The organism is Pseudonocardia alaniniphila (assembly GCF_022524485.1).
Taxonomy (GTDB): domain Bacteria; phylum Actinomycetota; class Actinomycetes; order Mycobacteriales; family Pseudonocardiaceae; genus Pseudonocardia; species Pseudonocardia alaniniphila.
Genome location: NZ_JAKXMK010000004.1, coordinates 254,341 through 269,005 on the forward strand (window position 1 = coordinate 254,341; position 14,665 = coordinate 269,005).

Consider the following 14,665-nt stretch of genomic DNA (forward strand, 5'->3'; position numbering starts at 1 on the left):
GTGGTCCGATCTTTTGTGGTCAGCGGCCGCGGCGGTGGGTCAGCAGGTCGGCCGGGTCGATACCGACACCGAGCGCGGTGGCGAAGCCGGCGGCCTGGGCCCCGCGCAGGCGGCGCAGCCTCAGCTTCGATTGGCCGGCACGCTGTTCGACGTCGGCTACGGCGGCGGGTAGGTCGTCGTCGTGGGTCACGGTGGTGGTGACGTAGAGGGTGAATCGGCCGACGCCGGCGCCCTGGGCCTCTTCGCGTGCGGATTGAAGGGCGCGGGCGCGGTCGTCGCGTTCGCGCTGGGTTTCGTCTCGGCGGGTGCGTTCGGCCCAGGCGCGGCGCACCTGCCCCGAGGTGACCTCGGTTTCCACCTTCGCTGCGGCTTGGTCGGCTGGGTAGGGCTGGTACAGCCAGGTGGTGCGGCGGGGGAACGGGCCAGGGGCGAGCAGCGGGGCGAGCACGCCGGAGCCGACGGCCTGCCGCGGTGCCTCCCGCAACGCCCAGGTAACAGACAGGCCGCCCTCGTGACGGTAGTTGTCCCAGCGTTCACGGGCCGCGACCGGCCCAGCGTCTTGCCAGGACAGGACCGAGTCAGTGTCGGTGAGGCGGGTGATGTCGGGGCGCAAGTGGGGGTCGAAGGCGGCGCGGATGCGGCCGGTGATCCAGCCGGTGGAGGCGCGACCCAGGACGGCGACGCCGCATGAGGCGAGGCTGTTCTCGATCGCGGGTAGGCGACGTCCGACTTCCACCGCGGCGGCGAGCAGGTCGGCAGGGCGTGGGGTGGCGCGAGCGGGGTCTAGGCACACGGACACGCGGGTGTCGATGTCGGCGGTTGTGGCCGGGGTGAGATCGACGAGCTCGGCGAGGATGCGCTGCGACAGGGCGGGAGCGGCGGGGTCGAGTTCTCGGGCGACGTGGTCGCGCACCGTGGTGCCACCGGCCGGTGCGGTGTCCACGGTGACGGCGATGTGGCGGATCAGCGGCAGGTAGCCCAGGTCGGCCAGCAGCGCCCCCCAGGAGGCGACCCACGTGTCGGCACGATCGGGGTCGGTGAGGTCGAGGCCGATCGGCGAGCAGCGCAGGATCGCGGTCAGCGTGCCGGTGCGACGGTGCCATAGCAGGGCGTGCCGCCCGCCGCGGCCGTCGTCGACATCGAGGGGGCGAAGCGGCGCGAGCACGCCGGGCAGGTCCGCCGCTCGGGGATGCTCGGTCAGCACCCCTGCGGACAGTTCCGTCCACCCCGCCGCTTGCGCTCGATGGAACCGCAGGCGGCGAAGCACCACGTCGGTGGCGCTGACGCCGCCGATGCGCACGACCACCGCGGCAACCACGACGGCCGAGGCCGCGAGCAGCGGGATCGTTGCGGCCGGGACGGCGGACACGGCCAGCAGCGGAGCCAGGACCGCGCAGAACAGCACGATGGTTGAGGAGGTGGACAGCGACCCGATGCCCCAGCCGCGCTCGGCGCGCCAGTTCCCGTACAGCCGCGTCCTATTGTCGAGGCTTCGTGAGTTGTCGATGCTCATTCGCGGTCTCCCGCGTCCGGCTTGCCGAGCATCTGTCCGGCGGCGCCTTGAGCGGCCTTTGTCGCCGCGATGCCCGCTGCTGCTGCCGCGCCGCCTAACGCCGCGCCGGCCGAACCTGCGCCGGCGGCAGCGCCGGGGCCGACCTGTCCACCGCTGAAGGCGGCACCGCCCGGAGCTGCCTGGCCACCGAAGGTTGCGTAGGAGCCGGGGCCGCTGGCCTCCATCGTGGCGGCACGTCCGACTGCCCCGCCTGCTCCGTGGCCCTGTGACATGGCGATCGCGCCGGCGGCGCCGAGGAACCCGGAGCCGTTGCCGCCTCCGCCGCTGATCTGGGTGCCGGACCAGGCGAAGAACTTCAGCAGTACCGGCATCGCGATCACCGCGAGCAGCAGCACCATGAGTCCGGTGATCATCGTCGCGGTGCTGCCGCCCTCGGCCGCGCTCGGTGAGGACAGGTAGGAGAAGCCGATGTAGTAGATGAAGGCGGCCGCGGGTTTGTAGGCGACCATCGCGATTAGCCAGACGATTAGCTTGTCCAACCAGCCCCGGGTGGAGCGGGTCAGTGACCCGGCCGCGGCCAGGGGCAGCATCGCCGCCAGTACCAGCAGCCCGGCTTGGCGCATTGCCATGAGCACCCACTGCACGAGTGAGAGGACCGCGGCGATCAGCGAGACGAGCAGCACTAGGAACGTGGCGTCGCCATCGGTGAGGACTTGTTGCATGAGTAGGGCGAAGTTGTTCGCGGCGCCGTCGAGCAGCTGACTGGCCAGAGCGTCGCCGGCGCGCAGCGCGCTCTGCAGAATGACCAGCCCCAGAGCCGATACGACCGCGTAGCGGATGAGTCCGGTCGCCACCATGATCAGTGGCTCGCCCTTACGGGAGAGAATGAGCCGGATCGACTGCACCAGCACCGAAGCGACCAGGATGATCAGGATCAGGTCGCGGGTAGCGCCCTGCGCCGCGATGACAGCTGGGTCGCGGGGGTCGACGCTGTCGGTCTCCACCCACCATGTCGCGGTGGTCACCACGAGCTCGGCCGCGCCGCGCGCGACCTCGGCGATCATGCTCTGTAACACCGACCCGAAGGCCTGGCCTGCCTGGCAGCCCAGGTCGAAGGTTCCGCACTCCTCTGCGGGTTGCGTGGGGGCGATCACTGCGTCGGTCCGAGCAGGCGATAGCCGGTGGTATCGGGATAGACGCTGGGGCGGGGGACCGGCACGCGCAGCTGCCAGTCGAGTCCGGACCAGCGCATCGTGGCGTCGACCCGGGAGAAGCCGCCCAGCGCACGGGCCTGCGGGGTATCGGCCAGCAACGACAGCACCACGAACTCACCGCGAGCGTCGCCGGCGATGACACGGAAGTACATCGCCGTCGCGCTGACCATGTCCCGGGATGGGGCGTCGGGGCGGGGGAGAGCGGTGAACAGGCGTTCACGGGCACGCGCTACGTCGCCCCAGCACTGCTCGTCGAGCGTCGCTGCGACGGCATCCGACCCTGCAACGGAGGCCGTGCGGGCTCCGATGTGGGTCGCGGCTAGTGCGGCGCCCACCCCGTCGTGACTGAACCCCGTCGCGCGGCCGTTGAACTCGTGAAAGGGGCCGTGCCGCAGCGACGAGGCCCCTACTCCGCCGGGCACTGCGACGAGCACGACCGCGTCCGATGTCGGCTCCTCGGGGCTGGGCGTGGTCGAGCAACCGACCGCGGCGGCCAGCACGACCGTCGCGGCAATCGCAGGTGGAAGGAGGCGCTTGGTCATATCTGGAACGCCCCCACCAGCAGCGCCGCCACCGAAGCCAGCGCGAGGCCCCCGATCACCCACGCCGACCCGACGAGGCCCTCGTAGGCGGTGGCTGAGCGGTTGCGCCGGCCGATGATGAGCATCAGTGCGCAGATGAAGATCCCGAGTATCCCGGCGACGATCACGCCCCACTTGAGCCACCCGAGCAGCTCACCTGCGAGCTCGTCGAGGCCTGGTGGAGCAGTAGGCGGTGGGTTGGGAACGATGGTTCTGAGAGCGATCATGGTGTCCTTCCTCGAGTGGGGATTGCGGCCCGCCCGGCCGTAGCTGCCGGGCGGGCCGTGGCCGGGGAGCGGCGCTCCAGGGCAGCGCACAGGTCGTTCAGGGCGGCGGCGTAGCGCCGCATTGAGCGGGGCACCTCGGCCCGGGGGAGGGCGAGTAGGCCGCGTACCTCGTCAAGTGGAGTGGCGAGGTCACGCCACCGGCGGACGAACGGCAGCACAACCACCGCGACCGCATGCGGCTCCAGGAGACGCAGCCGGGCGGTCACTGGGCGGCTCGGGCCTGAGGCGTCCGCCGCCGTGACCGCCAGCACCGGCTTGCTCCCAGTCGCTGCAGCCACAAGCTGTGCCGCGCGGCCGGCTCGGATCAAGGAGTCGCCGGTGGCTCGGCAGACCAGTACGCCGACCGGACGTCCAACGAACACACCGCCATCTACGGCGCCGATGGCGGTGGCGACCGTCGTCGCGCCGACGCCACCCGCGACACCGGCAACCGACAACCGGACCCGTCGCGCAGCTCCCCGATGGCGTCGCGTAATCGGCGCCTCCGTCGGCCCGGCAACCACGGTCACCGACCCACCTCCCTTCGTGTCGATGGGAAGCGTCGGGTCGGGGTGCGGCTGGGACGTGTTCGTTGGCACGGCGGCCTCGTGGTCGCGCGGTGACCACGGCGCACGACACGAGGGAGCAACACGCGGCTCCACGCTTGGCCGATGTGATCAACCGCCAGTACGTGGTACCCGGACCCTCCAGACGCGAGGAACGTCGGTGGCAGAAGGTCGAGAACCTGTGCTGCCCGGTCTGTCGTCGCGCGGTCCGCGCACAGCGGCCGGGCTACTGGCGCATGGCCGACGGCCCCATACCCGCCTGGTCACACACTGATGGCTGAGCTTCCCCCGCTAGCCCGGAGACCGACGATCATGGCTGTAGGCCGTGAAGGGAGTCTCTGTGGCAGCACCGAAGAAGTACCCCGACGAGCTGCGTGAACGCGCCGTCCGTCTCTACCGGGAGACACACCCGCGGCCGGTGATCCGCCGGCTGGCCGAGCAGCTGGGCGTGCACCACGAAGCCTTGCGCATCTGGATCCGCCAGGACGAGGCCAACCGCGGCGAGCGCACCGACCGGCCCACCACCGCCGAGACCGAGGAGCTGCGCCGGCTCCGCAAAGAGAACGCCGAGCTCCGCCGGGCCAACGAAATCCTGAAGGCGGCGAGCGCTTTTTTCGCCCAGGAAATGGACCCGACAAGGAAGAAGTATTGAAAACCGTCGGGCATCTCCGCGACCGGTTCGGGGTCGACCCGATCCTGCGCGTCCTGGGCATCGCCCCATCGACCTACTACGGCTGGCTCGACCGCCAACGACGGCCATCCGAGCGGCAGCAAGCGGACGCGGTGCTGCTCGCCGAGATCGCCACGATCCACGACCGCTCGGGCGGCACCTACGGCTCCCCGCGGATGCACGCCACCCTGCAACGGCGCGGCGTGCGCGTCTCCCGCAAGCGAGTCGAGCGGTTGATGCGGGAGGCCGGGGTGCAGGGCGCGTTCCTGCGCAAGAAGTGGAGAACCTCCTCGACCAGGCAGAACCCCGCCGCGACACCGGCGCCGGACCTGGTCAACCGCAACTTCACCGCGCCGGCGCCCAACCGGCTCTGGGTGGCCGATGCGACCCGGATCCCCTGCGCACAGGGCGTGTTCTGGCTGGCCGCGGTGCGCGACGCGTTCTCCAACCGGATCGTCGGGTGGCGGTGCTCGGACCGCTGCGACACCGACCTCATCCTCGGCGCGCTCGAGTACGCGGTCTGGTCCCGCGGGATCCGCGACGGGCAGGTGGTCCACCACTCGGACAGGGGTTCGAATTACACGTCGCTGCGCTTTGGTCAGCGCCTGGATGATCACGGAATTCTCGCGTCGATGGGCTCGGTCGGGGATTCCTGCGATAACGCTTTGATGGAGAACTTCTTCTCCACCATGAAGACCGAGCTGGTCTACCGAAAATCGTGGCGGACCCGGGACGAGGCGGAGAACGACCTGTTCGCCTACATCGATGGGTGGTACAACACCGAACGCATCCAACACCCGCTCGGCTGGCGCTCACCCGACGAGTACGAAGCGGCCTGGCATGCTCGATGCACCGATCATCCGGCGGCACCTGCCGCTGGGCCCGACCCGGCTGCCGCCAGGTAGCCAACCCTCCGAGCTACCGGGGGAAGCTCAGGCCGCGCACTGTGCCGAATCAGGACCGACAACGGCACGAAAGTCGCCGATCCCGTACCGCGGCATGCCGCGCGCTCCACGCCCCGCCACAACGGTCCGGCTGGGGCCGCAACGCCTGACCTCTCCTGAGCGAACCGCCATTGATCGAATCGGTCAGCCTGCCGCCTCGCGATCGAACACGAGGTCCGAGTACTCATCGTGAGCGGTCGAGGAGTGCCGCCACGTTGCCGGGACCTGCCCACGAGTCGTGCCGTCCCGACCGGCGTTGGCGCGCCGGCCTTGCTTGAGAGCTCCAAGATCACCGGGAGGCCACGACCCACCCTCGTGATCCACAGGTTCCAAGCATTGCTCGCGGTGTCGCGGAGGACCTCCGGCTAGGACTAGCTAAGACGCCAGGCTCCCCCAGGAACCCGGGCACAGGAGACCTATCAGCTGACGTCGTCTCTGCGTGCCGCCTCGATCAATCCCGTGCGTCGGATCGGCTTGCTGGCGGCCGGTGGTCTCCTCCGCGTGGCGGTGAGGCTCAAGGAGCCCGTCGTCAGTGAACGGGGCGCAGCCGTCGTGGTGCCGGATCGGCTGGGAGGGTTGCGACCTGGGATTCCCAGGCCTGCGCGGCCAGCTGTACGGCGTCCCAGGGCGAGCCGAGGGGCGGGGTGTAGGACAGGTCGAGGTCGGAGATCTCGGCGACGGTCATCTGGTGGTGGAGCGCAGCGGCGTAGGTGTCGACCCTCTTGGACACCTCGGTTCCGAGCCAGCCGACGAGTTGGGCGCCGAGCAGCAGCCCGGTGGTGGCGTCGCCGGTGAGACGGATGGTGATCGGGTAGGCCGTCGGGTAGTAGGCCTTGTGGTCGTCGGGCGAGCTGGTGACGGTGATTGGCTGGTGCCCCCGCGCCTGTGCTTCGTGGTCGCGGAGGCCAGTACGGGCGATGACGAGGTCGAACACCTTGACGACCTGGGTGCCGAGGCTGCCGTGGAAACGGGCATGGCTGCCGACGGCGTTGGCGCCGGCGACGCGGCCCTGCTTGTGGGCGGTGGTGCCCAGGGGCAGGTAGGACTCGCCGAGCTGGCGGTGGTGCGTGATTACGCAGTCCCCGGCGGCCCACACCCCGGGCAGGGACGTGGCCATGGTGTCGTCGACGAGGACTGCCCCGCGCGCGCCGGTCTTCACGCCCGCGGCGGTGAGCAACGCGGTGTCGGGCCGGACCCCGACCACGACCAGAACAAGATCGACGTCCCACTCGATGGAGCCGGTGCTGGTGGTGCCGGCGACGGATAGCCCGTTGGCGGTGCGGCTGATCTGCGTGACCGTGGCGCCGGTGACGACGTCGACGCCATGCCGGGTGAGTTCGTCGTGCACCAGCGCGCCGAGTTCGGGATCGACTGTGGGCAGAACCTCGGGGAGCTGCTCGACCTGGGTGACGCGAATGCCGCGGGCGGTAAGCGCCTCGGCCATCTCGAGTCCGATATAGCCGGCACCGACGATGAGCGCAGTGGCAGGGCCTCGGGCGAGCGCGCGCTGTAGCGCGAATGTCTCGCCCATGGTGTGCAGCAGGTGGACCCCGTCAGTCTCGCCGAGCGCGTCCGGCCCCGTGAGGCCGACGATGGGCGGCCGGACCGGAACCGCGCCGGTGCCGACGACAAGAGCGTCGTACCCGATGCGCGCCGTAGCGCCGTCCGCTTCCGTCACGGCCAGCTCGCGGCGGTCGTGGTCGATACGGGTAGCGCGGGTGTCGAGGCGCAGCGTCAGCCCGGCCACCTCGAGGTCTGCCCGGGTGCGGTGGGCGAGGTTGCGCCAGTCGACGACGTCGCCACTGATGTAGTAGGGGATGCCGCAGATGCTGAAGTTCGGGTAGGCATCGGCGACCACGAGGGTCACCTCGGCTGAGGGGTCGAGCTGGCGGGCGCGCAGGCCGGCGCTGATCCCGGCGTCGCTGCCCCCGACCACGACGAGGTGCATTCCTGGGCTCCCTGCTTCGGCGCCGCCGAGGTCGAAGAGGCGTCAGTTGATGGGGCTGGGCACCAGCTCGGCGAGCAGTGACCGGACGCGGGCGTCGATGTCGTCGCGGATCGGCCGGACGTCCTCGACGCTCTTGCCGGCTGGGTCGGTGAGCTCCCAGTCCAGGTAGCGCTTGCCGGGGAAGATCGGGCAGGCGTCGCCGCAGCCCATGGTGATGACGACGTCGGAGGCCTCGACGGCGTCGGTGGTGAGCCGCTTGGGCTTTTCGGCCGACAGGTCGATGCCGAGCTCGGCCATCACCTCGCGCACGGCAGGGTTAACGGCGTCGGCGGGCTCGGAGCCCGCCGAGCGGACCTCGACAGCTCCGGCGGCGTGGCGGGCGAGCAGAGCGGCGGCCATCTGCGAGCGCCCGGCGTTGTGTACGCAGACGAACAGGACGGTCGGGATCTCGGCCATCAGGACTCCTGAGGGGTGGGGGCCGTGGCGGGCGCCGTTCGTGTGCGGAACCACCGGCGGCGCGCGGCGAGCGAAACGTAGACGAGCGCAACGAGCACCGGAACCTCGATGAGCGGCCCGACCACCCCTGCGAGGGCCTGGCCGGAGGTGACGCCGAAGGTGGCGATGGCGACGGCGATGGCGAGCTCGAAGTTGTTTCCCGCGGCGGTGAACGCCAGCGTGGTCGTTCGCTCGTAGCTCAGGCCGACGGCCTTGCCCAGGGCATAGGAGCCGGCCCACATGATCGCGAAGTAGGCCAGCAGCGGCAGCGCGATACGGGCGACGTCGAGCGGTCGGGAGGTGATGGCGTCGCCTTGCAGCGCGAAGAGGATCACGATGGTGAACAGCAGCCCGTAGAGCGCGAAGGGGCCGATCCGGGGCAGGAATCGCGACTCGTACCAGTCGCGGCCTTTCGCCCGCTCGCCGACGCGGCGGGACAGATACCCGGCGACCAGCGGGATCCCGAGGAAGACCACGACCGAGATGGCGATCTCCCAGGGGGAGATGTTGAGTGCGGCCTGTGGCAGGCCGAGCCAGCCGGGCAGGACATCGAGGTAGAACCAGCCGAGCCCGGCGAAGGCGATCACCTGGAACACCGAGTTCAGCGCGACGAGCACGGCCGCGGCCTCGCGGTCGCCGCAGGCGAGGTCGTTCCAGATGATCACCATGGCAATACAGCGCGCCAGCCCGACGATGATCAGCCCCGTGCGGTACTCGGGCAGGTCGGGCAGCAGCAGCCAGGCCAGGGCGAACATCAGCGCCGGCCCGAGCACCCAGTTCAGCACCAGCGAGCTGACCAGCAGGCGGCGGTCGCCGGTGACGGTGTCGAGCCGGTCGTAGCGGACCTTGGCCAGTACCGGGTACATCATCACGAGCAGGCCCAGAGCGATCGGCAGCGAGACACCCTGGACCGCGATGGCGTCCAGCGCGCCGCCCAGGCCGGGGATCAGCCGCCCGGCACCGAGTCCGACGGCCATGGCGACGAGGATCCAGACCGGCAGGAAGCGATCCAGGGTCGACAGCCGCGCGACGACCGGGGCGTCTAGCTCGGGGGTGGCGGTCACGCGGTCACTTCCAGTTCGTGGGTGGCGGGCGAGAGCGCCTGCGAGAGGGCGGCCAGGGTGTCGCGGACGACCCGGTAGTAGATCCAGGTGCCGCGCCGCTCGCCGGTGATCAGGCCGGCCTCGCGCAACACCTTGAGGTGGTGGCTGATCGTCGGCCCGGACAGGTCGAATTCGCCGGTCAGGTCGCACACGCATGCTTCGCCGCCCGCGTGCGCGCCGATGAGGCTGAGCAGCCGCAGGCGGGTGGGGTCGGCGATCGCCCGGAGCGCGGCGGCGAGCGTTGCGGCGTCGGCCGGGCTCAGTGCGGCACCGGTCAGGGTGGTCGGTTCGCACACCTCGACGACAGGCAGCTCATTCTTCGACACGCGTCTATTTTGAAGCGGTTCGAAGCAGCCTGGCAATGTGACGGGCGCCTCCCTGCCGCTAGGCGCTCTCCTCGAGGCATTTCGCCGAGGGCGTGAGTAGGAGACCGCCGGGGCGGATCGCGTCCTGCAGGAGCAGGAAGGGCTCCTCGCGTAGGCGGTACCAGCTCCAGGTGCCGCGCCGTTCGCGTTCGAGGATGCCGGCGTTGACGAGCACCCGGAGGTGATGGCTGAGGGAGGACTGGGGCATGTCGATGCGTGTGGCGATGTCGCAGAAGCAGATGCCGTCGTCGGTGGCTGCGCCGGCCATGGCGACCAGTTGGATCCGCAGCGGGTCGGCCAGCGCCTTGAAAACGGTGGCCGCGCGTTCCGGAGTGACGGAGTCGGCGGGGACGGCCTTTTCTGGGGGCGCGGGCTGGAACGGCACGATCTGCACCTTATGTGTCGCCACCCCCCGCAGAAGGTGAAGGGACGGTGAACTGGTAGCCGATTCCACGTATCGACTGGATCCATTGTGGGTCCTGGTCGTCGTCGCCCAAGCGCCTGCGCAGGCGCATGACGTGCACGTTGAGGGTGTTGCTGCCGCGGACGCCCTCGACGCCCCAGATCGCGCGGATGACCTCGTGGCGGGACACAACCGCGCCGGCTCGTTCTGCGAGGTAGCGAAGCAGGAGGTACTCCCGCATCGGTAGTCGGTACTCGGTGCCGTCGAGCCACATCTTGGGTGCGGCGCCGTCGATGCTGAGCCGGCCGAGTTCGAGGCGCAGCGGCTTGACCTCCAGTGGTCTTCTGCTCGAGGTCAGTGAGGACAGCAGCCGCAGGAGTTGGTCGATGCGGTACGGATGGGCGAGCACCGCCGCTCCGAGCAGTGCAGCGTGGCCGGCCAGTTCCGGCTCGTCGGGGCTGATTCCGACGACGATGGGCAGCTCGGGTTCGTTGTCGCGCAGGGCCTCGAGGAATGCCGCGGTGGTGAGCCGTCCCTGAGTGGGGCCGAGTAGGACCACGTCGGGGCAGGTGCGTCCGACCAGGAGAAGCCCGGTGGCAGGGTCGTGGGTGGCTGCGATCTCCACCGGCTGGCCGACCAGGGCACGGCGGAGCTCGATTGCGAATGCGGGTGTGTCGATCAGGAGGACGGCCGCGCGGTCGGGCATCGCCGCGCGGCCGGCGAGGCAGGCCCGGCGGCGGGCGTGGAACTGGGAGTTGTCGTTCTCCCAGGCGGTGACCGACACGGTTGCTTTGCTCAGCCGAACCTCCCGGAGATGTAGTCCTCGGTGCGATTGTCGTTCGGGTCGCCGAAGATGACTTTGGTGTCGTCGAACTCGACGAGCATGCCGACCCGTTTGCCGGCCTCGTCGGCTTCGGCGGTGAAGAACGCGGTGCGGTTGGAGACGCGGGCGGCCTGCTGCATGTTGTGGGTCACGATGATGATCGAGTATTCCTTGGTCAGCTCGATCATGAGATCTTCGATCTTCGAGGTGGCGATCGGGTCGAGGGCGGAACAGGGCTCGTCCATGAGGATCACGTCGGGATGGGTCGCGATCGCGCGGGCGATGCACAAGCGCTGCTGCTGGCCGCCGGACAGGCCGTAGGCGTTCTGCTTGAGCTTGTCCTTGACCTCGTCCCACAAGGCGGCTCCGCGCAGCGCCTTCTCCACGGTCTCGTCGAGGTTCCCCTTCATGCCGGTGACCCGCGGCCCATACGCGACGTTGTCGTAGATGGATTTCGGGAACGGGTTGGGCTTCTGGAAAACCATGCCGATGCGTCGACGCACCTCGATGTCGTCGATGGTCGGGCCGTAGATGTCAATGCCGTGGTAGGTGACCAAGCCCTCGACGCGTGCGCCGAGGACGAGGTCGTTCATGCGGTTGAGGCAGCGCAGCACGGTCGACTTGCCGCAGCCGGAGGGGCCGATCATCGCGGTGATCTCACCTCTGCCGAATTGCAGGTCGACGTCGCGCACGGCGAGGAAGTCGCCGTAATAGACGTTAAGGTCCTCGACGGCCATCACGGCCTCGGCGCCGCCGTGGCGGTGTTCGGCGCTAGCGGCCACGTCCACACGCACCTCTCGGTGGTGGCCGGTCGCCGTTTCGGGGTCGGTAACTGTGGTCCGCTCCGAGCTGGTCATGGTCTGAGTGGGTCCTTCCGGGCTGTCGGGCGGACGCTGGTCACCAGCGACGCTGGAACCGGTTGCGCAGGTAGATGGCGACGGCGTTCATCGCGACGAGGATCAGGATCAGCAGCAGGATCGCCCCGTAGGCGAGGTCCTTCGACGCCTGGTCCGGTTGCGGGACCAGGGTGTAGATCTGGACGGGCATGACGGTGTAGCGGGAAAACAGACCGTCAGGGCTGAACGTCACGAAGGTGGTGGCGCCGACGAGGATCAGTGGCGCAGCCTCGCCGATGGCTCGGGACAGCGCCAGGATGGAGCCGGTCGCGATACCCGGGACCGCGGCGGGTAGCAGTTGCCGCCATACGGTCTGCCAACGTGTGGCCCCGAGCGCGAGCGAACCGTCACGGATCTCCCCGGGAATTGCGCGCAGTGCCTCGCGGGTCGCGATGATGACGACCGGCAGGATCAGCAGGGCGAGCGCGATAGCTCCGGACAGCGCCACGGCGCCGATGTTGAGCGGCGTTCGGACCACGAAGGCCAGAACGAGGATGCCGAAGATCACCGACGGGACCGCGGCGAGGTTCTGGATGTTCAGCTCGAACATCCGGTTCCACCATCGCGTGCGGTCGCCGTACTCCTCGAGGTACACCGCCGCAGCGACGCCGATCGGGAGTGCCAGGAGTGCGGTGGTGCCGACTACGAGCAGGGTTCCGAGAATGGCCGGGCGCACTCCGCCGTTCTCCGGTCGAACACGTGAGGGCGCCGCGGTGAGCAATTGCAGATCGAACCGGGCGAGGCCACGACGGACGACTTCGATCATGATGAACAACAGGAACAGCGAAGCCAGCGCCAGGCACAGCCACAGCACGCCGAGGAACACGGCTGATGCAGTGTCATGGCGGCGCCCCTCACGCAGCGGAGTGGCAACGTCGACCGCCGCGGAACTCGTCACGCTCATCAGTAGGCCTGCCGGAATCTGCGGACCAGCCGAATGCTGATCAGGTTGATGACCAGGGTGATCGCGAACAGCAGCGCCCCAACGGCGAACAGCGAGTAGTACACGGGGCTGCCTTGGGGGGCGTCGCCGCTGGCGATCTGGGCGATGAACGCGGTCATCGTCTGGGCCTGGTCGCGAGGATCGGCGGTGAGGCGGGCGATGTTGCCGCCCGCAACGGCCAGGATCATGGTCTCGCCGACCGCGCGGGACAGGGCGAGCACGATCGCGGCGATGATGCCCGACAGCGCCGCGGGGAACACCACTCGTAGGGTGGTCTTTCGCTTGTTCGCCCCCAATGCGTAGGAGCCCTGCCGCAGCGCCTGTGGCACTGCGGACATGGCGTCCTCGGACAGCGACGCGACCGTCGGCACGATCATGAAGCCCATGACCAGGCCCGCGGTCAGGATGCTGAAGATGTTCGGGATACCCAGCAACGGCTGCAGCGCCGGGGTGATCGCGGTCAACGCGAGGAACCCGTAAACCACGGTCGGGATCCCGGCCAGCAGCTCGAGCACCGGTTTGAGGGTCTTCCGGGCCCGCTGGTTGGCGTACTCGGACAGAAACATGGCGATACCGAGTCCGAGCGGGACGGCGACCAGCAGTGCGATGGCGGTGGCCGTGAACGTCGCCGAGACCAGGGGCAGCACGCCCCAGTCCTTGTCCCAGGAGAACTTGTCACCGAACGACGCAGTCCAGCTCGTGCCACTGAGGAACTCGATCGGTGAGACGTGGGCGAAAAAGGTGAACAGCGGCACGACCAAGGCCAGCACGATCCCGATCGTCACCACCACTGACAATCCAGCTGCGGCGGCGAGGAGAGTCTCGATGATCCGCTCGCCGATCCGCGATGATGTCCGCTGCAGGGTGAGGGACGGACCCCCCGAGCCGGAGCTCGGGGAGGCCGCGTCCACTGTGGAGGCTGTCACCTCAACCGCCGGCGCGCTGACGCAGCGCTTCCAGCTCGGTGGTCGACTCCTGCTTCTGCTCCGGCGTCAGGGGGATGAACCGGGCGACTTCCACGATCTGGTCGTTCTGCTGCAGGTAGAACTCCACGAAGGCCTCGACCTGCGGCTTCTTCAGACCGGCGTTGGACGGGTAGATGAACAACGGCCGGGCCAGCGGTGTGTAGGTGCCATCCTGCGCCGCCTGCGACGAGGGCGCGACACAGCCCTTCCCGCCGTCGATCTGCACGGCCTTGAGGTTGGCCTCGTTCTCCTCGAAGTAGGAGAACCCGAAGTAGCCCAGCGCGCCCTTTGACCCTTGGACTCCCTGCACCGTGACGTTGTCGTCCTCGGTGGGGCTGTAGTCGGTCCGCGAGGAGCCCTCCTTGCCGACGATCGCGCCGGTGAAGTAGTCGAAGGTGCCGGAGTCGGCGCCCGCCCCGAACAGTGTCAGTGGTTCGTTCGGGAAGCTCGGGTCGACCTGGTTCCAGTTCTTCACTGTCGAGCCCGGCTCCCACATCCGCTTGAGCTGGTCGACGGTCAGGCAGTTGGCCCAGGTGTTCCTTGTTGACCACGACGGTCAGTGCGTCGTTGGCCACCTGGATCTCCTCGAAGGAGATGCCCTTGGCGTCGCACTGCGCCTTCTCTTCGTCCTTGATCGGCCGAGAGGCGTCGGAGATGTCGGTCTCGCCCGCGCAGAACTTCTGAAAACCACCTCCAGTGCCCGAGGTGCCGACCGTGACATTGACGCCGGGCTGCTCGCCCTGGAACAGCTCGGCAGCAGCCGAGGACAGGGGCTCGACCGTGCTGGATCCATCAATCACCACCGGGCCAGCCAGTGCTGCGTTCCCGCCTGCTGCTGACCCGCCGCCCCCGCCGCCGCAGGCCGCCAGCACGACGCTCACGGCGGCGAGGGCGAGCGCGGCACGTGCGGGGCGTACCCACCGAATGCTCACGAGGATCCTTCCTGGGGCTCTAGTGACGATCTGGGAGG

General features: G+C 69.2%; 15 protein-coding genes and 1 pseudogene. 2 read left to right on the plus strand and 14 right to left on the minus strand.

All coding sequences use genetic code 11. The annotated features are described in order from the left end of the window. Positions 1-19: 19 nt before the first annotated feature. From MMF94_RS05900 to MMF94_RS05915, 4 genes are read right to left on the minus strand one after another with little or no spacing between them, the layout of a single operon-like run. Positions 20-1,513, minus strand: coding sequence for an SCO6880 family protein (locus MMF94_RS05900; RefSeq protein WP_241035243.1), 1,494 nt, complete (start codon positions 1,511-1,513; stop codon positions 20-22). Beyond that, positions 1,510-2,667, minus strand: coding sequence for a TrbL/VirB6 family protein (locus MMF94_RS05905; protein WP_241035244.1), 1,158 nt, complete (start codon positions 2,665-2,667; stop codon positions 1,510-1,512). The genes MMF94_RS05900 and MMF94_RS05905 overlap by 4 nt, the downstream gene beginning before the upstream one ends. Then, the gene (locus tag MMF94_RS05910; protein ID WP_241035245.1) at positions 2,664-3,269 is read right to left on the minus strand and encodes a DUF8175 domain-containg protein; all 606 of its coding nucleotides are present in this window, start codon (positions 3,267-3,269) and stop codon (positions 2,664-2,666) included. Before MMF94_RS05910 ends, MMF94_RS05905 begins: the two co-directional genes overlap by 4 nt. After that, a complete protein-coding gene (locus MMF94_RS05915; RefSeq protein ID WP_241035246.1) occupies positions 3,266-3,535 on the minus strand; it encodes a hypothetical protein in 270 nt (89 codons plus the stop codon). The genes MMF94_RS05910 and MMF94_RS05915 overlap by 4 nt, the downstream gene beginning before the upstream one ends. Positions 3,536-4,480: 945 nt before the next feature. On the opposite strand from MMF94_RS05915, the gene MMF94_RS05920 reads away from it, so the two are divergent. Together MMF94_RS05920 and MMF94_RS05925 are read left to right on the plus strand one after the other, a co-directional pair. Beyond that, complete coding sequence (locus tag MMF94_RS05920; RefSeq protein WP_241035247.1) at positions 4,481-4,792, plus strand: transposase; 312 nt, start codon at positions 4,481-4,483, stop codon at positions 4,790-4,792. After that, on the plus strand, positions 4,789-5,715 hold the full coding sequence (locus MMF94_RS05925) for an IS3 family transposase (protein WP_241035248.1): 927 nt from the start codon (positions 4,789-4,791) through the stop codon (positions 5,713-5,715). The genes MMF94_RS05920 and MMF94_RS05925 overlap by 4 nt, the downstream gene beginning before the upstream one ends. 568 nt (positions 5,716-6,283) lie before the next feature. Here MMF94_RS05925 and MMF94_RS05930 read toward each other — a convergent pair. The 10 genes and pseudogenes from MMF94_RS05930 to MMF94_RS05975 form a co-directional block, all read right to left on the minus strand. After that, positions 6,284-7,702, minus strand: coding sequence for an FAD-dependent oxidoreductase (locus tag MMF94_RS05930; protein ID WP_241035249.1), 1,419 nt, complete (start codon positions 7,700-7,702; stop codon positions 6,284-6,286). A 42-nt stretch (positions 7,703-7,744) separates the two neighbouring features. Then, positions 7,745-8,158: an arsenate reductase ArsC gene (locus MMF94_RS05935; RefSeq protein ID WP_241035250.1), complete on the minus strand. Its 414-nt coding sequence runs from the start codon at positions 8,156-8,158 to the stop codon at positions 7,745-7,747. After that, complete coding sequence (gene arsB, locus MMF94_RS05940) at positions 8,158-9,261, minus strand: ACR3 family arsenite efflux transporter (RefSeq protein ID WP_277398655.1); 1,104 nt, start codon at positions 9,259-9,261, stop codon at positions 8,158-8,160. Before arsB ends, MMF94_RS05935 begins: the two co-directional genes overlap by 1 nt. Next, on the minus strand, positions 9,258-9,626 hold the full coding sequence (locus tag MMF94_RS05945; RefSeq protein ID WP_379660271.1) for an ArsR/SmtB family transcription factor: 369 nt from the start codon (positions 9,624-9,626) through the stop codon (positions 9,258-9,260). Before MMF94_RS05945 ends, arsB begins: the two co-directional genes overlap by 4 nt. Before the next feature lie 58 nt (positions 9,627-9,684). Further along, on the minus strand, positions 9,685-10,050 hold the full coding sequence (locus MMF94_RS05950; protein ID WP_241035251.1) for an ArsR/SmtB family transcription factor: 366 nt from the start codon (positions 10,048-10,050) through the stop codon (positions 9,685-9,687). Between the two features lie 10 nt (positions 10,051-10,060). After that, positions 10,061-10,852 carry a winged helix-turn-helix transcriptional regulator gene (locus tag MMF94_RS05955; protein WP_241035252.1) on the minus strand — a complete coding sequence of 264 codons (792 nt, stop codon included), beginning with the start codon at positions 10,850-10,852 and terminating at the stop codon, positions 10,061-10,063. 11 nt (positions 10,853-10,863) lie between these two features. Next, complete coding sequence (gene pstB, locus MMF94_RS05960; protein ID WP_241035383.1) at positions 10,864-11,628, minus strand: phosphate ABC transporter ATP-binding protein PstB; 765 nt, start codon at positions 11,626-11,628, stop codon at positions 10,864-10,866. A gap of 160 nt (positions 11,629-11,788) precedes the next feature. Next, a complete protein-coding gene (gene pstA / locus MMF94_RS05965) occupies positions 11,789-12,691 on the minus strand; it encodes a phosphate ABC transporter permease PstA (protein WP_241035253.1) in 903 nt (300 codons plus the stop codon). After that, entirely contained in the window at positions 12,691-13,656 is a 966-nt protein-coding gene (gene pstC, locus MMF94_RS05970; protein WP_241035254.1) for a phosphate ABC transporter permease subunit PstC, read from the minus strand. Before pstC ends, pstA begins: the two co-directional genes overlap by 1 nt. Position 13,657: 1 nt before the next feature. Further along, positions 13,658-14,627: pseudogene (locus MMF94_RS05975) on the minus strand (PstS family phosphate ABC transporter substrate-binding protein). Between the last annotated feature and the right edge of the window lie 38 nt (positions 14,628-14,665).